Annotated in this window: 24 protein-coding genes and 1 riboswitch; of the genes, 1 reads left to right on the top strand and 23 read right to left on the bottom strand. The window is 69.9% G+C overall.

Annotated elements, in window-relative coordinates; translation table 11 throughout:
- The 5 genes from thiS to RAN62_RS19705 form a co-directional block, all read right to left on the bottom strand.
- Window positions 1-198 (bottom strand): sulfur carrier protein ThiS, encoded by a 198-nt coding sequence (thiS, locus tag RAN62_RS19725; protein ID WP_305786145.1) that lies wholly within the window; start codon window positions 196-198, stop codon window positions 1-3.
- Complete coding sequence (gene thiO, locus RAN62_RS19720) at window positions 195-1196, bottom strand: glycine oxidase ThiO (protein WP_305786144.1); 1002 nt, start codon at window positions 1194-1196, stop codon at window positions 195-197. Before thiO ends, thiS begins: the two co-directional genes overlap by 4 nt.
- Window positions 1193-1795 carry a thiamine phosphate synthase gene (gene thiE / locus RAN62_RS19715; protein ID WP_438874519.1) on the bottom strand — a complete coding sequence of 201 codons (603 nt, stop codon included), beginning with the start codon at window positions 1793-1795 and terminating at the stop codon, window positions 1193-1195. The genes thiO and thiE overlap by 4 nt, the downstream gene beginning before the upstream one ends.
- A 17-nt stretch (window positions 1796-1812) precedes the next feature.
- A riboswitch (TPP riboswitch) is annotated at window positions 1813-1923 on the bottom strand.
- A gap of 41 nt (window positions 1924-1964) precedes the next feature.
- Window positions 1965-3620, bottom strand: coding sequence for an ABC-F family ATP-binding cassette domain-containing protein (locus RAN62_RS19710; protein WP_305786143.1), 1656 nt, complete (start codon window positions 3618-3620; stop codon window positions 1965-1967).
- Window positions 3621-3651: 31 nt separating this feature from the next.
- Window positions 3652-4260 (bottom strand): class I SAM-dependent methyltransferase, encoded by a 609-nt coding sequence (locus RAN62_RS19705; protein ID WP_305786142.1) that lies wholly within the window; start codon window positions 4258-4260, stop codon window positions 3652-3654.
- Window positions 4261-4334: 74 nt separating this feature from the next.
- Here RAN62_RS19705 and RAN62_RS19700 point away from each other — a divergent pair, with 74 nt between their 5' ends.
- Window positions 4335-4976 carry a hypothetical protein gene (locus RAN62_RS19700; RefSeq protein ID WP_305786141.1) on the top strand — a complete coding sequence of 214 codons (642 nt, stop codon included), beginning with the start codon at window positions 4335-4337 and terminating at the stop codon, window positions 4974-4976.
- Here RAN62_RS19700 and truA read toward each other — a convergent pair.
- From truA to rplF, 18 genes are all read right to left on the bottom strand, one after another.
- Window positions 4956-5780 carry a tRNA pseudouridine(38-40) synthase TruA gene (gene truA, locus RAN62_RS19695; RefSeq protein ID WP_305786140.1) on the bottom strand — a complete coding sequence of 275 codons (825 nt, stop codon included), beginning with the start codon at window positions 5778-5780 and terminating at the stop codon, window positions 4956-4958. The two genes, RAN62_RS19700 and truA, sit on opposite strands and share 21 nt — an antisense overlap.
- A gap of 63 nt (window positions 5781-5843) precedes the next feature.
- A complete protein-coding gene (gene rplQ, locus RAN62_RS19690) occupies window positions 5844-6437 on the bottom strand; it encodes a 50S ribosomal protein L17 (protein WP_305786139.1) in 594 nt (197 codons plus the stop codon).
- A 31-nt stretch (window positions 6438-6468) separates the two neighbouring features.
- Complete coding sequence (locus RAN62_RS19685; RefSeq protein ID WP_015619022.1) at window positions 6469-7491, bottom strand: DNA-directed RNA polymerase subunit alpha; 1023 nt, start codon at window positions 7489-7491, stop codon at window positions 6469-6471.
- Between the two features lie 95 nt (window positions 7492-7586).
- Window positions 7587-8213, bottom strand: coding sequence for a 30S ribosomal protein S4 (gene rpsD / locus RAN62_RS19680; protein WP_305786138.1), 627 nt, complete (start codon window positions 8211-8213; stop codon window positions 7587-7589).
- Between the two features lie 16 nt (window positions 8214-8229).
- Window positions 8230-8637, bottom strand: coding sequence for a 30S ribosomal protein S11 (gene rpsK, locus RAN62_RS19675; RefSeq protein ID WP_014440747.1), 408 nt, complete (start codon window positions 8635-8637; stop codon window positions 8230-8232).
- Window positions 8638-8654: 17 nt separating this feature from the next.
- Window positions 8655-9035 (bottom strand): 30S ribosomal protein S13, encoded by a 381-nt coding sequence (gene rpsM / locus RAN62_RS19670; protein WP_305786137.1) that lies wholly within the window; start codon window positions 9033-9035, stop codon window positions 8655-8657.
- Window positions 9036-9223: 188 nt separating this feature from the next.
- Window positions 9224-9340: a 50S ribosomal protein L36 gene (rpmJ, locus tag RAN62_RS19665; RefSeq protein ID WP_305786136.1), complete on the bottom strand. Its 117-nt coding sequence runs from the start codon at window positions 9338-9340 to the stop codon at window positions 9224-9226.
- 85 nt (window positions 9341-9425) lie between these two features.
- Window positions 9426-9647, bottom strand: coding sequence for a translation initiation factor IF-1 (infA, locus tag RAN62_RS19660; RefSeq protein ID WP_007073013.1), 222 nt, complete (start codon window positions 9645-9647; stop codon window positions 9426-9428).
- A gap of 238 nt (window positions 9648-9885) precedes the next feature.
- Entirely contained in the window at window positions 9886-10395 is a 510-nt protein-coding gene (locus RAN62_RS19655) for a DUF1707 SHOCT-like domain-containing protein (RefSeq protein ID WP_438874523.1), read from the bottom strand.
- 29 nt (window positions 10396-10424) lie between these two features.
- A complete protein-coding gene (locus RAN62_RS19650; protein ID WP_305786134.1) occupies window positions 10425-10826 on the bottom strand; it encodes a DUF1707 SHOCT-like domain-containing protein in 402 nt (133 codons plus the stop codon).
- Between the two features lie 27 nt (window positions 10827-10853).
- The gene (gene map, locus RAN62_RS19645) at window positions 10854-11708 is read right to left on the bottom strand and encodes a type I methionyl aminopeptidase (RefSeq protein WP_305786133.1); all 855 of its coding nucleotides are present in this window, start codon (window positions 11706-11708) and stop codon (window positions 10854-10856) included.
- A gap of 6 nt (window positions 11709-11714) precedes the next feature.
- Window positions 11715-12368, bottom strand: coding sequence for an adenylate kinase (locus tag RAN62_RS19640; protein ID WP_015619013.1), 654 nt, complete (start codon window positions 12366-12368; stop codon window positions 11715-11717).
- A 74-nt stretch (window positions 12369-12442) separates the two neighbouring features.
- Window positions 12443-13789: a preprotein translocase subunit SecY gene (gene secY, locus RAN62_RS19635; RefSeq protein ID WP_305786194.1), complete on the bottom strand. Its 1347-nt coding sequence runs from the start codon at window positions 13787-13789 to the stop codon at window positions 12443-12445.
- A gap of 274 nt (window positions 13790-14063) precedes the next feature.
- The gene (rplO, locus tag RAN62_RS19630; protein WP_305786132.1) at window positions 14064-14507 is read right to left on the bottom strand and encodes a 50S ribosomal protein L15; all 444 of its coding nucleotides are present in this window, start codon (window positions 14505-14507) and stop codon (window positions 14064-14066) included.
- On the bottom strand, window positions 14507-14689 hold the full coding sequence (gene rpmD / locus RAN62_RS19625; RefSeq protein WP_305786131.1) for a 50S ribosomal protein L30: 183 nt from the start codon (window positions 14687-14689) through the stop codon (window positions 14507-14509). Before rpmD ends, rplO begins: the two co-directional genes overlap by 1 nt.
- On the bottom strand, window positions 14689-15309 hold the full coding sequence (rpsE, locus tag RAN62_RS19620; protein WP_305786130.1) for a 30S ribosomal protein S5: 621 nt from the start codon (window positions 15307-15309) through the stop codon (window positions 14689-14691). The genes rpmD and rpsE overlap by 1 nt, the downstream gene beginning before the upstream one ends.
- A 13-nt stretch (window positions 15310-15322) precedes the next feature.
- Window positions 15323-15718, bottom strand: coding sequence for a 50S ribosomal protein L18 (gene rplR, locus RAN62_RS19615; RefSeq protein WP_438874518.1), 396 nt, complete (start codon window positions 15716-15718; stop codon window positions 15323-15325).
- Complete coding sequence (gene rplF / locus RAN62_RS19610; protein WP_305786129.1) at window positions 15715-16257, bottom strand: 50S ribosomal protein L6; 543 nt, start codon at window positions 16255-16257, stop codon at window positions 15715-15717. Before rplF ends, rplR begins: the two co-directional genes overlap by 4 nt.
- Window positions 16258-16259: the final 2 nt, after the last annotated feature.

Below are 16259 nucleotides of genomic sequence, written 5' to 3'. Positions count from 1 at the left end.
TCAGCCTCCCTGCGCGGCGGTGAGGATCTCGACCTTGTCGCCCTCGCGCAGCTGCGCCCCGGGCCAGGCCGAGCGGGGGACGACCTCGCCGTTCACGGCGACCGCGACTCCGCGCCGGGCCTCGGTCACGCCGGCGACGAGCCCCTCGACCGTATGGACGGACACCGTGGTGGCGCTGCCGTTGAGAATGACGTTCACGCGAACCTCCCAGGGGGGAAGGGGGCGAGCAGCGGATCGGCCCGGCCCGTGGCGACCAGCTCGGCGATCAGGTCGGCGGTGACCGGCGCGAGCAGGATCCCGTTGCGGTGGTGCCCGGCCGCGACGACGACGCCCGGCCGGAGCTCGCCCAGCAGCGGGGCGTTGTCCGGGGTGGAGGGCCGGTGCCGCACGACCGTCTCGGTCAGCTCGCACTCGGCCAGGTCGGGCACGAGGTCGACGGCCGAGCGCAGCAGCTCCAGCACGGCCCCGGCGGTCACGGTGAAGTCGCCGCGCTCCTCCTGCGTGGCGCCCACGACGATCTCGCCGTCGGCGCGCGGGACGAGATAGACGTGCCGCCCGTCGACGTATCCGTTGATCACGTGCCGGAGCAGGCCGGGCTCCCCGCGCAGCCGCAGCACCAGACCCTTGACCGGCCGGACGGGCAGTCCGGTCAGTGCGGCCGTACCGAGCCCCGCCGCGACGACGACCTTCCCCGGCGGCAGCTCCGACACCTTCCCCGCCCGGATGTCCACCAGCGTCCGCAGCGCCGCGACCACCCGGCGCGGATCCACCTGGTGATCGCCCGGAACGAAGGCGCCACCCCGGATCCGCGGCGTCAGCGCGGGCTCGAGGTCCCGCAATTCACTGGGTACGCGACCAGCCGCCCCCCGCCACTCGTGCTGCGCCACGGACAAGTCGTCGCTGGTCAGCGCCACGGTAAGCGCACCCGTCGCGTCGTAACCCAGGTCCAGCCCCGACTCCTGCGCCAGCTCGGCCGCGAAGGCGGGCCAGCGCCGCGACGACTCGAGCAGCAGCTCGGTCAGCGCCTCCTGACCGAACGAGGTCTCCCCCGCCGGCGCCAGCATCCCGGCCGCGGCGTACCAGGCGGCATCGTCGTCACCGCCGTCGTACACAGTGACCTTGATCCCCTTGCGCCGCAGCCGCCAGGCGATGCTCAGCCCGATGATGCCGCCGCCGATCACGGCGACGCCGGTCACGGCAGGGCCTTGAGCAGCTGCTCGACGGCCTCACCGGGATCGGGCGCGTGCGCCACGGCACCGACCACGGCGATCCCGTGCGTCCCGGCGCGCACCAGCTCGGCGGCGTTCGCGACGGTGATGCCGCCGATGCCGACCACCGGAGTCTGCGGCACGGCCCGCGCGACCGCGCCGACCTGGTCCGGGCCGAGCGGCGCCGGCAGGCCGCTTTTGGTCACCGTCAGAAAGGCCGGACCCACGCCGAGGTACGTAGCCCCCGCCGCCACCGCCGCCCGGGCGTCATCGCCGTCGCGGCACGTGGCGCCCACCACCGCGGCCGGGCCCAGCACCTTCCGGGCCGCCGGCACGCTCAGGTCGTCGGCACCCACGTGACCCCCGTCGGCGCCGACCGCCAGCGCGATGTGCAACCGATCGTTGACCAGGCACATCACCCCGGCCGGGCGGCAGAGGTCGACGACGGCCAGCGCGAGCTCGTACGCCGCCCGGTCGGTCACGTCGTCCTCGACGCGCACCTGCACGGCCAGCCGGTCGGTCGCGTCGAGCCGCACGGCCGCAGCAATCGCCGCAGTGACGACGGCAACCGGCCGGGCACCGGTCACGACATGAAGAGACGGAAAGTCCACAACACGCTCCTCCCTGCGCCGGCATGACCCGGATCAGGTTCGACGGTCGGGGGCTACCGAGCCCCCCTCTCAGCCCGGTGCACCGGACTCCCGTGGGGTTGTTCCGTTACGGACACTAACCCCGGCGCGTCGCCGCCGTAAAGACCTACCGCACGTCCCACACCGGCTCGGGCGTCTCGACCACGTCCCCGTCGCCCTGAAACAGCACGAACCGGTCGAAGCCCCGGGTGAACCAGCGATCGTGCGTGACAGCGATCACCGTGCCCTCGTACGCCTTCAGCCCCTCCTCGAGCGCCTCCGCCGACGCCAGGTCCAGGTTGTCCGTCGGCTCGTCGAGCAGCAGCACGGTCGCCCCCGACAGCTCCAGCAGCAGCACCAGGAAACGCGCCTGCTGCCCGCCGGACAACGTGCCGAACCGCTGATCACCCTGCGCCGAGAGCTCGTAGCGGTTGAGGGCCTTCATCGCGCCCGCCCGGTCCATTCCGGACCGGTGCTCGTCGCCGCGCCACAAGATCTCGACCAGCGTTCGTTCCAGCAGCTCGGGCCGGTCGTGCGTCTGCGAGAAGTGACCCGGCCGGACCCGCGCGCCGAGCCGCGCCACGCCGTTGTGCGCGACGTGGGCCAGCGGCGCGCCGTCGACCGGCTTGTTGTCGACGTCCGGGGCCGTGCCGCCGGCCGCGAGCAGCCGCAGGAAGTGCGACTTGCCCGTGCCGTTGGCGCCGAGCACGGCGACCCGGTCGCCGTACCAGATCTCCAGGTCGAAGGGGAAGGTGAGATCCTCCAGCTCCAGCCCGGTGCAGATCACGGCCCTTTTCCCCGTACGCCCCCCACGCAGGTTCATCCGCAACGACTGTTCCTTCGGCGGCAGCGGTGGTGGTCCCGCCTCCTCGAACTTTCGCAGTCGCGTCTGGGCCGCTTGGTAGCGCGACGCCAGCCCGTCGTTGTAGGCGGCCTTGTTCTTGAGCGTGAAGACGAGCTCCTTGATCTTCTCGTGCTCCTCGTCCCACCGGCGCCGCAGCTCCAGCAGCCGGCTGTGCCGGTCGGCGCGCGCCTCGTGCCAGGAGGCGAAGCCACCCGGATGCGTCCACGCGCCCCCGCCCTCCACCGCCACGACCCGGTCCGCGGTCTGGGCCAGCAACTCGCGGTCGTGCGAGACGAAGAGCACCGACTTCGACGACTCGCGCAGCCGCGCCTCCAGCCAGCGCTTGCCCGGGACGTCGAGGAAGTTGTCCGGCTCGTCGAGCAGCAGCACCTCGTCGCTGCCCCGGAGCAACAGGTCGAGGGCGAACCGCTTCTGCTGGCCGCCGGAGAGGGTCCGGACCGGGCGGCTGCGTACCTGCTCCCACGGCTTGTCCAGGATGGACACCGCGACCGTGTCGAAGAGCACCTCGGCGTCGTAGCCACCGGCCTCGCCCCAGCCGGTGAGCGCGTTGGCGTACGCGATCTGCGTCTTTTCCGATTCCGGCGCGGCCTCCAGCGCCGCCGTGGCCGCCGCCAGCCTGGCCCCCGCCTGGCCGAGCGCCGGGACGACCAGCGACAGCGCCAGGTCCTCGAGCGTCCGGTCGTCGCCGATCATGCCGATGAACTGGCGCATGACGCCGAGCCCGCCGACCCGGGCGATCGACCCGGCCGGCGCCGCGATGTCGCCCGCGACCATGCGCAGCAGCGTCGTCTTGCCCGCGCCGTTCGGCCCGACGAGGGCGACCTTCTTCCCCTCCCCGACCCGGAACGACACGTCGGAGAAGAGCACTCTTCCGTCCGGCAGCACGAACTCGACGCCGGCGACATCCACATAACCCACGCGGACATGGTCCCCGGTCGCGGCCCGCCGGTCAGCTTGTTTTCCGCGTCACTTTCAACACACGGAAGCCGCGCTGGCTGGCCGTACGCGTCACGTCCCAGCCCTGCTCGACGAGCCAGGCGTGCAGCGAGTCACCACCGAGGTTGCGATTGATCACCAGCCACGCCACGCCTTCCGGCGCCAGCCGGGGCAGCCAGCGCGCCATCAGCTCGCGCAGCTCGGCCTTGCCGATGTGGGTGGGCGGGTTGCTCCAGATCTGGTCGAAGACCGCCTCGGCCGGCACCTCGTCCGGCGCCAGCACCCGCACCCGGTCGCCCAGGCCCAGGGTCGTCGCGTTTTCCGTGGTGAGAGCGCGCGCCCGGGAGTTGACGTCGATCGCGTACACGGTGGCACCCGGCGCCTCCGCCGCGAGCACGCACGTGATCGGGCCGTAGCCGCAGCCGATGTCCAGGAACGTGCCGCCCTCGCGCGGCAGGTCCCCCTTGCGCAGCAGCACGGCCGTGCCCGGGTCGAGCCGCCCGGACGAGAAGACGCCACGGGACGCCGCGAGGGCGTACTGCCGGCCCCCGACGCCGAACTCGATCTGCTCACGGGTCTCGGGGACCGCCGGCTCGGCACTGAAGTAATGATCGGCGCTCACGCTGTCAGTCTCCCCTGTCTCGGCGCGCACCTGGTGTGCGCCGGTCGACCACCGTACCGGCCTAGTTTCGGCGCATGCCAAGCGGTGGCCGCACCCGACCCGCCCACCGCGCCTCCGGGCCCCGGCACGGCAGGCCGCCGTCGCCCGACGTGCGGGAGGCGCCACACCTCCTGCTCAGCGGGCTCGCCTCGCTCATTCTCACGGCGATCGTGGCGGTCGCCGGCTTCTTCGTCTTCGCCGAGGGCGCCCGGAGCCGCGCGGACGTCCGGACCCCACCCCCGGGCCCGCTCACGGTCGCGGACGTCTTCGCCACTTCCCCGTACGCGGTCCAGCTGTCGCACTGGGACGCGAACTGCGCCTCCGCCGTGACCGGCGAGCTGGCCACCGTGCTGCGGGACACCGGCTGTGCCCAAGTGGTGCGGGCGGCGCTCCAGGCGCCGTACGGCGACTACCGCGTGACCGCCGGCGTCTTCACCCTCGGCGACGCGCCCGCCGCCCGCGACGCCGCCGACCGCGCCCAGATCCTCGTGGAGCACGGCCGGGGCGGCTTCGGACAGCTCATCGGGCCACCCGGCCAGGCGTCGTGGCAGCCCCGGGGCCAGTACCTGCTCTACTGCGTGATCTCGCGCCCGGGCGGCGGTGTCGTGCCCGACGACGATCCGGACGCCGATCGGATCACCGCGGAGCTGTTCGAGTCACTCCTCGGCACTTCGTAGCCGCCGGGTCGCGTCGGCCCGCCCGGCGTACTCGGCCTCGTCCGGATAGCCCACCTCGACCAGCGTGAGCCCGTGCGCGGGCGCCACCGTCACCTCGCTCGACCGCTCCCGCAGCGTCAGCAGCTTCGCCGGCCAGCCCGGGTCGCGCCGCCCGTCCCCCACGGTCAGCATCGCCCCGACGAGGCTGCGCACCATCGCCTGGCAGAAGGCGTCGGCCTGCACCGTGGCCACGGCGATCCCGTCCGGGTCGCGCCGCCAGTCGAGGCGGGTGATCGCGCGGATCGTGGTGGCGTGCTCCTTGCGCTTGCAGAAGGCCGCGAAGTCGTGCAGTCCCACCAGCCCTTCCGCCGCCGCGTTCAGCCGGCCCAGGTCGAGCGGGCGGACCCAGCCGAGCGTGTCGTGACGGCGCAGGGGGTCGGGGCCGTACGGGGTGTCGGCGACGCGGTACTCGTACCGCCGGAAGGTCGCCGAGAAGCGCGCGTCGAACGTGCCCGGCACCTCGGTGACCGCCTTGACCCGCGCGTCCGGGGGCATGAGGGCCGCGAGGCGGCGGAGCAGCGAGCCACGCAGGGTCTCCCACAGCTCGGTGGGCAGCTCAATGTGGCACACCTGGCCGGTCGCATGCACCCCGGCGTCGGTGCGGCCGGCCACGGTCAGGCCCAGCTCGGCGTCCGGGCCCGCGAGGCGGCGCAGGGCCTCGATGAGGACCCCGGCGACCGTACGGCGGGTGGGCTGGGCCGCCCAGCCGGAGAAGTCGCCGCCGTCGTACGAGACATCCAGCCGCAGCCGGGTCGTCTCCGTCACTTCTTCCTCCCATGGGAACGGCCCGGCACCCCGTGAGGGGGCCGGGCCGTCGCTGCCTGAAGATCAGGCCTTGGTGTCTTCACCCTCGGCCTGGTCGCCCGGGCCCTCGGCACCCTTGTCGCCGGAGGCGTTCACGGGAGCCTCGGCGTCCTGGTCACCATCGGTGTCGGCCTTGGCCTCGGCCGGCGTGCTCGAGGCGGCGGGCGCCTCGTCCTCGCGGGCCAGCGCCTCGACCTTGTCCTGCTGCGCGGCGGCCTTGCGGGCCGCCTTCTTCGCGGGCGCGGTGGTGGCCGCGACCTCGAGCTCCTCGACCAGCTCGATGACGGCCATGGGAGCGGCGTCACCCTTGCGCGGGCCGGTCTTGGTGATCCGCGTGTAGCCGCCCGGGCGGTTGCCGTAGCGGGGCGCGATCTGCTCGAACAGGGCGTACACGACGTCCTTGTCCTTGATCGTGCCGAGCACCCGGCGACGGGCGTGCAGGTCACCGCGCTTGGCCTTGGTGATCAGCGTCTCGGCCAGCGGACGCAGGCGCTTGGCCTTCGTCTCGGTGGTCTTGATCTTGCCGTGCCGGAAGAGCTCCGTGGCCAGGTTGGCCAGCAGCAGCTTCTCGTGCGCCGGGCTGCCGCCGAGGCGGGGACCCTTGGTGGGCGTAGGCATTTCCGGTTGCTCCTAATTCAGGCCGGACAGCTCAGAGCTGCTCGGTCTCGCGGTAGTCGTCGGTGTCGTAGTCCACGTCGCCGAACGAGTCGACCACGTGCGCCGGGTCGAAGGACGGCGCGCTGTCCTTGAGGCCCAGGCCCATTCCGGCGAGCTTCATCTTGACCTCGTCGATCGACTTCTGACCGAAATTCCTTATATCCAGAAGGTCGGCCTCCGTCCGCCCGATCAACTCGCCCACCGTGTTGATGCCCTCGCGCTTGAGGCAGTTGTACGACCGGACGGTGAGGTCCAGCTCCTCGATCGGCAGGGCCAGGTCGGCGGCCAGCTGAGCGTCCTGCGGCGACGGGCCGATGTCGATGCCCTCGGCGGTCTCGTCCAGCTCGCGGCAGAGGCCGAACAGCTCGACGAGAGTCGAGCCGGCCGAGGCCAGCGCGGTGCGGGGCGAGATGGACGCCTTGGACTCGACGTCGATGATCAGACGGTCGAAGTCGGTGCGCTGCTCGACACGGGTCGCCTCGACGCGGTAGGTCACCTTCATGACCGGCGAGTAGATCGAGTCGACCGGGATGCGGCCGATCTCGGCGCCGGCGCTCTTGTTCTGCGCCGCCGTGACGTAGCCACGGCCCCGCTCGACGGTGAGCTCCATGTCGAGCCGGCCCTTGCTGTTGAGCGTGGCCAGCTTCAGGTCGGGGTTGTGCACGGACACGCCGGCCGGGGGCTGGATGTCACCGGCGGTGACGTCGCCCGGGCCCTGCTTGCGCAGGTACATGCTGACCGGCTCGTCGTGCTCGGAGCTGACGGTGAGCTCCTTGACGTTCATGACCAGCTCGACCACGTCCTCCTTGACACCGGGGATGGTGGTGAACTCGTGCAGGACGCCGTCGATCTTGATGCTGGTGACCGCCGCGCCCGGGATGGACGACAGCAGGGTCCGCCGCAGCGAGTTGCCGAGGGTGTAGCCGAAGCCCGGCTCGAGCGGCTCGATGGTGAACCGGGAGCGGGTCTCGCTGAGCGTCTCCTCCGAGAGGGACGGCCGCTGGCTGATGAGCACGCTGTTCTTCTTTCTGTCAGGCCACCCACTATTTGATGGCCGTCGGTGCCCTTTTCAAAAGGCCGGCCGGTCCGGCCGGCCTTTCGAAAAAGCTGTTACTTGGAGTAGAGCTCCACGATCAGCTGCTCCTGGACCTGCGTGTCGATGACGGCACGGGCCGGGAGCGAGTGGATCAGGATCTTCATCTCGCTCGGGATCGGCTCCAGCCACGCCGGAACGGGGCGCGAGCCGGCCTGGGCCTGCGCGACGACGAAGGGGGTCATCTCCTTCGACTTCTCGCGGACCTGCACGATGTCGTGCTCCTTGACCCGGTACGAAGGAATGTCGACCTTCACGCCGTTGACCAGGAAGTGACCGTGCTTGACGAGCTGACGGGCCATGTCGCGGGACGCGGCGTAGCCGGCCCGGTAGACCACGTTGTCGAGCCGCGTCTCGAGGATCTGCAGCAGCACCTCACCGGTCTTGCCGGGCTTGGTGACAGCCTCCTCGTAGTAACCGTGGAACTGCTTCTCGAGCACGCCGTAGGTGCGGCGGGCCTTCTGCTTCTCACGGTGCTGGAGCAGGTACTCCGACTCCTTGGTGCGGCCGCGGCCGTGCTGTCCGGGCGGGAAGGGCCGGGACTCGAACGGGCACTTCGGACCATCGCACTTGCTGCCCTTGAGGAACAGCTTCATCTTCTCGCGGCGGCAGCGCTTGCAGTCCGCCCCTGTGTAACGAGCCATCTTCTCTCTCTATCCCTCAGACCCGGCGGCGCTTCGGCGGACGGCACCCGTTGTGCGGCTGCGGCGTGACGTCGGAGATCTGCCCGACCTCGAGGCCGGCGGCCTGCAGCGAACGGATGGCGGTCTCCCGGCCGGAGCCGGGGCCCTTGACGAACACGTCGACCTTGCGCATGCCGTGCTCCATGGCACGACGGGCGGCCGCCTCGGCGGCCAGCTGCGCGGCGAACGGGGTCGACTTGCGGGAGCCCTTGAAGCCCACCTGGCCGGACGAGGCCCAGGAGATGACAGCACCGGTCGGGTCGGTGATCGACACGATGGTGTTGTTGAAGGTGCTCTTGATGTGCGCCTGCCCGTGGGCGACGTTCTTGCGTTCCTTGCGCCGGACCTTCTTGACTGCGGCCCCTGCGCGTGCCTTGGGTGGCATAAGTCAGTGCGCTCCTATTACTTCCGACCGGGCTTCTTCTTGCCAGCAACAGTGCGCTTCGGGCCCTTGCGCGTACGCGCGTTGGTCCGGGTGCGCTGACCCCGCACGGGGAGACCCCGGCGGTGACGGATGCCGGCGTAGCAGCCGATCTCGACCTTGCGGCGGATGTCCGCGGCGACCTCGCGGCGCAGGTCACCCTCAACCTTGAAGTTGGCCTCGATGTAGTCGCGGAGCTGGACCAGCTCCTCGTCCGTGAGGTCCTTGGCGCGCTTGTTCAGGTCAATCGCGGTGGCGGTAAGCGCCTCGACGGCACGGGTGCGCCCGATGCCGAAGATGTAGGTGAGCGCGATCTCCATCCGCTTCTCGCGGGGAAGATCGACGCCGACGAGTCGTGCCATAAGTGGGCTAACTCCTCAGATGTCTCACGGAGGTCTGTGCCCGGACCACCCCGCCTGCCCGGGCGGGCCCCGGCCTCCGACCGGGGGTGGAACCGCACGTCATCGACGCGTCGCGGAACGACGCTGCGGTGACAGCGGCTGGAACGGGCTTGTGCATGTGGTACGGATCTGGCAGAGCCAGGCTGGGATCAGCCCTGGCGCTGCTTGTGACGCGCGTCGGACTTGCAGATGACCATGACGCGGCCGTGCCGCCGGATGACCCGGCAGTTGTTGCAGATCCGCTTGACGCTCGGCTTGACCTTCACGGTTTGCCTTAACTCTCAGTCGGACGGGAACAGATCCCCGCGACCCCGTTGCAAGAACTCACCCGGCGTCGCCGCCGGGACAAGGTCACTTGTAGCGGTAGACGATGCGCCCACGGGTCAGGTCGTACGGCGAAAGCTCGACGACGACCCTGTCCTCGGGAAGGATGCGGATGTAGTGCTGCCGCATCTTGCCGGAGATGTGTGCGAGCACCTTGTGACCATTGGCGAGCTCCACGCGGAACATGGCGTTCGGCAGGGGCTCGATCACTCGGCCTTCGATCTCGATGGCTCCGTCTTTCTTAGGCATGTCCTCCGCTACCTGACATCGGGTTCTTGGGGCAAGCTCACAACGTTCATCCCCGATCCCCGGATCACCGGGGGCCTGGGACCAGCCGCGGCTCCGGCGCTCACCAGAAGCGCTTGATGACATGCCGGAGTGGACGCTGTGCGCCAGCTAGCCAGTGTACGCGCGCCCTCGCATCGACACCAAACCGAGCCCCTCGTAACCCGGGGTCGGGTGTGTCGGCGCCCGGACAAACGACGCGTCAGGGGGCAATCTCCCCGCGCCGGTCGTCCTTCGCGGCCTTCCGCTCGAGCTTCGCGGCTCGTTTACGGGCCTTCTTCTCCGCCTGCAGGCGCGGCTGCCCGCTCGCCAGCCCCGCCACCGTCTGCCAGACGAGCACCGCGCCCCACGGACCGGCCACCCAGACCGGCCAGAAGTAACTCAGCTCACCGCTCCCGATGACGGTCACCAGCCAGATCACGACCATGATGGCGTTGACGGAGACCCAGCTGCCCCAGATCTCCGCGAGCCAGCGGGCTGTCAGCTCCCGATCGGTGCGGGGATCCAGGTGCTGCGGCGTCGCGGGCGGCCGGGGCACGGGCACCACGGCCGCCGGCAGATCCTCGACCAGCTCCGCCAGCTCCCCGTAGGTCTTGGCGCCGTACGCGCGCTGGAGCCGGTCGTCGTACTCGTGCAGCTCGAGCCGCCCCTCGTCCAGGGCCCCGCGCAGCTGCTCCGCGACGGCCTGACGGTCGCCGTCGCCGGCCCGCATCCGATCGCGCTCCATGTCGGCCGGCCCGCTCAGCGCCCGTGGCCGCGGGAACGCCCGACGAAGCTCCAGACCAGCGGAATCAGCATCCAGGCGGGCCACGGGTACTGCCAGTGACCCGAGCCGAGGCTCGACAGCAGCCAGATGATCACGCAGACCACGACCACGCCCGCGTAACCGGTGAGGTAGGGCGGCCGCTTGCCGACCGCGGTCGCCGGCTGGGGCGTCGCGACCCGGGCCTGCCGCGGGGGGACGGTGCCGGGCAGGTCGGTGGTCACGGTCTCCAGCTCGCCGTAGGTCTTGGCGCCGTACACGCGCTGGAGCCGCTCGTCGTACTCGTGAAGGTCGAGGCGCCCCTGATCGAGCGCCTCCTTGAGCCTCGCCGCCACTGCCTCGCGGTCGTCGTCGCCCGCCCGCATCTCCTCGCGCCCCATGGCTCCTAGCATGCCACCCCGGCGCTTTTACTCCGAGTGGGAGCCAACGGCCTCTTGCCGGGCCGTGACGAGGTCGCCCAGGCGCGCCCGGCCGCCGTCCGGCGCCGTGGTCACCCAGACGCCGTCCTCGAGGATCGCCATCGTGTGCTCCACGTGGGCGGCGATCGACCCGTCGCGCGTGACGACCGTCCAGCCGTCGGACAGCTCGGCCGTCCGCGGCGAGCCCATCGTGATCATCGGCTCGATGGCCAGCGCCAGGCCGGGGACCAGCTTCGGCCCCTTGCCGGGCTTGCCGTGATTGAGCACGTGCGGGTCCTGGTGCATCTCGGTGCCGATGCCGTGCCCGCCGTAGCCGTCCACGATCCCGTAGCGCCCGGCCTTGCGCACCGTCTTCTCGACGTTGAACGAGATGTCGGTCAGCCGGCCCCGCCCGTTGGCCGCACCGCGCGCCGCGGCGGCGATGCCGGCCCACATCGAGTCCTCGGCCACCTCGGCCAGCTTGAGCAGCTGCGGATCGGTCTCGCCGACGCCGACCGTGATGGCCGAGTCGCCGTGCCAGCCCTCGAGAATCGCGCCGCAGTCGAGCGAAATCAGGTCGCCCTCGCGCAGCACCTGCTCGGTGGACGGGATGCCGTGCACCACCTGGTTGTTGACCGAGGCGCAGATCGAGGCCGGGAAGCCGTGGTAGCCCTTGAACGACGGGACCGCCCCGGCGTCCCGGATGACCTTCTCCGCGATGGCGTCGAGCTCACCCGTGGAGATGCCCGGCGCCACCGCCTCGCGCATCGCCTGCAGCGCGGCGGCGACGACGAGGCCGGCGCCGCGCATGAGCTCGATCTGCTCGGGGGTCTTTAGCTGAATGTCCAGCTGCTCGCGGCGCATGCTCGCTCAGCCTCCGTACGACCGCAGCGCGTCGATGGCACGCACGGTGACGTCCTCGACCGGGCCGGTCGCGTCGATGCCCACCAGCTTGCCCTGGGCCCCGTAGAAGTCGACCAGGGGCGCCGTCTTGTCGGCGTACTCCACGAGCCGGTTGGCGATCGTCTCGGCCCGGTCGTCGTCCCGCTGGAAGAGCTCGGAGCCACACCTGTCGCAGATGTTCTCCTTGCTCGTGGGGTCGAACTCCACGTGCCAGATCTTGCCGCAGCCCCGGCACGTGCGCCGCCCCGACAGCCGCCGGATGACCTCGTCGTCGTCGACCACCAGCTCCATGACCAGGTCGAGCGCCGTGCCGAGGTCGGCCAGCAGCTTGTCGAGCGCCGACGCCTGCGGGACGGTCCGCGGGAAGCCGTCCAGCAGGAAGCCGTCGGCCGCGTCGGGCTCGGCGAGCCGGTCCCGGACCATGTTGATGGTCACCTCGTCGGGGACGAGGTTCCCGGCGTCCATGTACCGCTTGGCCTCGAGGCCCAGCGGCGTGCCCTGGGAGACGTTGGCCCGGAAGATGTCACCGGTCGAGATCTTCGGTACGGCGAGATGGGCAGCGATGAACTCAGCCTGGGTCCCCTTGCCGGCCCCCGGAGGGCCCACCAGTACCAGCCGCACCTACATCGCCTCGCTTCGGTGAGAACGAGCCTCGCAAACCTTGGACGCGAGAGCCCCCCGGCTCCGCGCCCCCACTACCGGAGGAACCCTTCGTAGTTGCGCTGCATCAGCTGGCTCTCGATCTGCTTGACCGTCTCCAGACCCACACCGACCATGATCAGCACCGCGGTACCACCGAACGGGAAGTTCTGGTACTGCTGGCTGTTCAGCCAGATGAAGAAGAAGTTCGGCAGGACCGAGATCAGACCCAGGTAGAGCGCACCCGGCAGCGTGATCCGGCTCAGGATGAAGTCCAGGTAGTCGGCGGTCGGCTTACCGGGCCGGATGCCCGGTACGAACCCACCGTACTTCTTCATGTTCTCCGCGACCTCGGTCGGGTTGAACGTGATCGAGACGTAGAAGTACGTGAAGAAGATGATCAGCAGGAAGTACGTCGTGATGTAGATCCAGTGGCTCGGGTTCGCCAGGTTGTTCTGGATCCACTGCTGGTAGCCCTTGAGGTTGTTCGGGTCGAAGAACTGCAGGTACAGCTGCGGCAGGTAGAGCAGCGACGACGCGAAGATCACCGGCACGACGCCGGCCTGGTTGACCTTGAGCGGGATGTACGTCGAGGTGCCGCCGTACATGCGCCGGCCGATCATGCGCTTCGCGTACTGCACCGGGATGCGGCGCTGCGCCTGCTCGATGAAGACGACCGCGCAGATGACCAGCAGCACCAGCGCGATGACGAGCCAGAACTTGCCCCAGCCGCTGCTCTCCTTGATCGTCCAGCCCTCGCCGGGAAGGCGCGCGGCGATCGAGGTGAAGATCAGGACGGACATGCCGTTGCCGACGCCGCGGTCGGTGATCAGCTCGCCCAGCCACATGACGACGCCGGTGCCGGCGGTCATCGTGACGATGAGCATGACCAGCGTGAGCCACAGCGGCAGGCCGGTGTTCTCCGGGATGATCTGCAGGTTGGCCTGGTCCTGCGGGCACGCGTTGGCGAAGAGCTGACCGGAGCGGGCCAGCGCCACGAAGGCCGAGGACTGCAGAATGGCGAGACCCAGGGTCAGATAACGCGTGTACTGCGTGATCTTCGCCTGACCGCTCTGCCCCTCCTTGCGGAGCTGCTCGAGCCGGGGGATCACGACCGTCAGCAGCTGGAGAATGATGGAGGCGGTGATGTAGGGCATGATGCCCAGCGCAAAGACCGACAGTTGCAGCAGCGCGCCACCGGAGAACAGGTTCAGCAGGTTGAGCACCCCGCCGCCGGCGTTCTGGTCGTTGACCGCCTCGAGGCAGTTCTGCACGTTGGTGTAGGACACACCCGGGCTGGGCAAAGTCGCACCGAGCCGGTAGACCGCGATGATCGCTACTGTGAACAGCAGTTTCTTGCGCAGGTCAGGCGTCCGGAACGCACTGGAAAAGGCGGAGAGCAACTTCATCCTCCTGCGCGAGGTGGCCGCCTGAAACCGGCGGATGGGGGTAGGCATCGGTCCGGACGACCGATATCCCTAGCTGGGAACGGACTCTAACAGCCTGACGTGCCCGTCGTGAGGCACGGTCGCCGCTTGTGCAGCACTCGGGGACGAAGAGCTACTCAACGGCTGTCTGCGCTCTCGCGCCCGAACTGGCGTTGTGCCAGTTCAGACGCCAGAACGGGGATGCCGGCCCGGTATCTCACTGATACCAGGCCAGCACCCCCGGCGAGCATCACAGCTCGGTGACGGAACCACCGGCCGCGGCGATCTTCTCCTTGGCCGACTCGCTGAACGCGTGGGCCGACACCGTCAGCGCCACGCCGCCCAGCTCGCCCGAGCCGAGAACCTTGACCAGCTGGCCCTTGCGGACCGCGCCGGCCTCGACGAGCTCGGCCACGCCGACCTCGCCGCCGTTCGGGAACAGCTCGGCCAGCCGGTCCAGGTTCACGACCTGGAAGACGACCTTGTTCTTGTTCTTGAAGCCCTTCAGCTTCGGCAGGCGCATGTGGATGGGCATCTGCCCACCCTCGAACGCCGCCGAGACGTTCTTCCGGGCGCCGGTGCCCTTGGTACCGCGACCGGCGGTCTTGCCCTTGGAGCCCTCACCGCGACCCACACGGGTCTTCGCGGTCTTGGCACCGGGCGCCGGACGCAGGTGGTGGACCTTGATCGCCATTACTCGACCTCCTCGACACTGACGAGGTGGCTCACGGTGAAGATCATGCCCCGAATCTCGGGGCGGTCCTCCTTGACCACCACATCGTTGATCCGCTTCAGGCCGAGCGACCGCAGGGAGTCCCGCTGGTTCTGCTTACGGCCGATCTCGGACCGGACCTGGGTGACCTTCAAGCGTGCCATCAGTGCACCGCCGCTTCCGCACGCGCCGCCAGCATGGCCGCGGGCGCGACGTCCTCGACCGGCAGGCCACGGCGCGCCGCGACCTTCTCCGGCGACTCGAGACCCTTGAGGGCCGAGACGGTCGCGTGCACGATGTTGATCGGGTTCGAGGAGCCGAGGCTCTTCGAGAGGATGTCGTGGATGCCGGCGCACTCCAGCACGGCACGCACCGGGCCACCGGCGATGACACCGGTACCAGCCGACGCCGGCTTGAGCAGCACGACGCCCGCGGCCGCCTCACCCGTGATCGGGTGCGGGATGGTGTTACCGATCCGCGGCACCTTGAAGAAGTGCTTCTTGGCCTCCTCGACACCCTTGGCGATGGCCGCGGGCACCTCCTTGGCCTTGCCGTATCCGATGCCGACGGTGCCGTCACCGTCGCCGACGATCACGAGGGCGGTGAAGCTGAAGCGACGACCACCCTTCACGACCTTCGCGACACGGTTGATCGCGACGACCCGCTCGAGGTGCGGGGTCTTCTCGACGGGCGCGTTGCCGCGGCCGCCCTCGCGGCGGTTGTCGCGGCGGCCACCCTCGTTGTTACCGCCGGACCCGCCGCCTCGGCGCTGCTGACCAGGCATTGGTCATTCCCTCCTAGAACTCGAGTCCGGCTTCGCGGGCGGCGTCCGCAAGCGCGGCGATCCGCCCCGCGTACTTGTTGCCGCCGCGGTCGAAGACGACCTTGGACACGCCCGCGGCCTTGGCCCGCTCGGCGAGGAGCGTTCCGACCTTGCCGGACAGAGCGCTCTTGTCACCCTCGGTACCCCGCAGGGAGGCGTCGAGCGTGGAGGCAGAGGCCAGCGTGTGACCCTTGAGGTCGTCGATGATCTGCGCGGTGATGTGCCGCGTGGACCGGGAGACGACCAGACGGGGACGCTCGGCAGTGCCGCGGACGTTCTTCCGAACGCGGAAGTGCCGGCGAGCCTTGCCGACGGAGCGCTTGTGGGCGACCCCGCCGCCGTTGCGGCGCTTGAGCAGCGTGGCGGTCACTTCTTACCTGCCTTTCCGGCCTTGCGGCGGATGACCTCGCCCTGGTACTTGACGCCCTTGCCCTTGTAGGGCTCCGGCGGGCGGATCTTCCGGATGTTCGCGGCGACCTCGCCGACGAGCTGCTTGTCGATGCCGGCCACCGTGAACTGCGTGGGCCGCTCCACCGTGAAGGTGATGCCGGCCGGCGGCACGATGTTGACCGGGTGCGAGAAGCCCAGGGCGAACTCGAGGTCCTTGCCCTTGGCGGTCACGCGGTAACCGGTGCCGTTGATCTCGAGCGTCTTCTTGTAGCCCTCGGTCACGCCGACGATCATGTTGGCGACCAGGGTACGCGAGAGGCCGTGCAGCTCCTTGGCCTTGCGCTCGTCGTTGGGGCGGTTGACCGAGAGCTCGCCGTTCTCCGCCTTCTCGATGGTGATCGGCTCGGCGATGGTGTGCGAGAGCTCGCCCTTGGGGCCCTTGACCTTGACGGTCTGGCCCGTGATGGTGACGTCGACGCCGGCCGGGACCGGGATCGACTTACGTCCGATTCGCGACATGT

This window comes from Symbioplanes lichenis (assembly GCF_030709675.1).
Taxonomy (GTDB): domain Bacteria; phylum Actinomycetota; class Actinomycetes; order Mycobacteriales; family Micromonosporaceae; genus Actinoplanes; species Actinoplanes lichenis.
The sequence above is the reverse complement of the archived record's forward strand: the minus strand, read 5'-3'. Positions and strand labels throughout refer to the sequence as shown.

Excerpts from the sequence above, each read along its gene's own strand:
- rplQ (WP_305786139.1), bottom strand. The coding sequence starts at position 6,437 with ATGCCTACGCCCACCAAGGGTCCCCGCCTCGGCGGCAGCCCGGCGCAC.
- rpsK (WP_014440747.1), bottom strand. The coding sequence starts at position 8,637 with ATGCCACCCAAGGCACGCGCAGGGGCCGCAGTCAAGAAGGTCCGGCGC.
- RAN62_RS19655 (WP_438874523.1), bottom strand. The coding sequence starts at position 10,395 with ATGCGGGCCGGCGACGGCGACCGTCAGGCCGTCGCGGAGCAGCTGCGC.
- RAN62_RS19650 (WP_305786134.1), bottom strand. The coding sequence starts at position 10,826 with ATGGGGCGCGAGGAGATGCGGGCGGGCGACGACGACCGCGAGGCAGTG.
- infA (WP_007073013.1), bottom strand. The coding sequence starts at position 9,647 with ATGCCTAAGAAAGACGGAGCCATCGAGATCGAAGGCCGAGTGATCGAG.
- rplO (WP_305786132.1), bottom strand. The coding sequence starts at position 14,507 with ATGGCGATCAAGGTCCACCACCTGCGTCCGGCGCCCGGTGCCAAGACC.
- rpsM (WP_305786137.1), bottom strand. The coding sequence starts at position 9,035 with ATGGCACGACTCGTCGGCGTCGATCTTCCCCGCGAGAAGCGGATGGAG.
- RAN62_RS19700 (WP_305786141.1), top strand. The coding sequence starts at position 4,335 with ATGCCAAGCGGTGGCCGCACCCGACCCGCCCACCGCGCCTCCGGGCCC.
- rpsD (WP_305786138.1), bottom strand. The coding sequence starts at position 8,213 with ATGGCTCGTTACACAGGGGCGGACTGCAAGCGCTGCCGCCGCGAGAAG.
- rpsE (WP_305786130.1), bottom strand. The coding sequence starts at position 15,309 with ATGCCTGGTCAGCAGCGCCGAGGCGGCGGGTCCGGCGGTAACAACGAG.
- rpmD (WP_305786131.1), bottom strand. The coding sequence starts at position 14,689 with ATGGCACGCTTGAAGGTCACCCAGGTCCGGTCCGAGATCGGCCGTAAG.
- rplF (WP_305786129.1), bottom strand. The coding sequence starts at position 16,257 with ATGTCGCGAATCGGACGTAAGTCGATCCCGGTCCCGGCCGGCGTCGAC.
- map (WP_305786133.1), bottom strand. The coding sequence starts at position 11,708 with ATGCGCCGCGAGCAGCTGGACATTCAGCTAAAGACCCCCGAGCAGATC.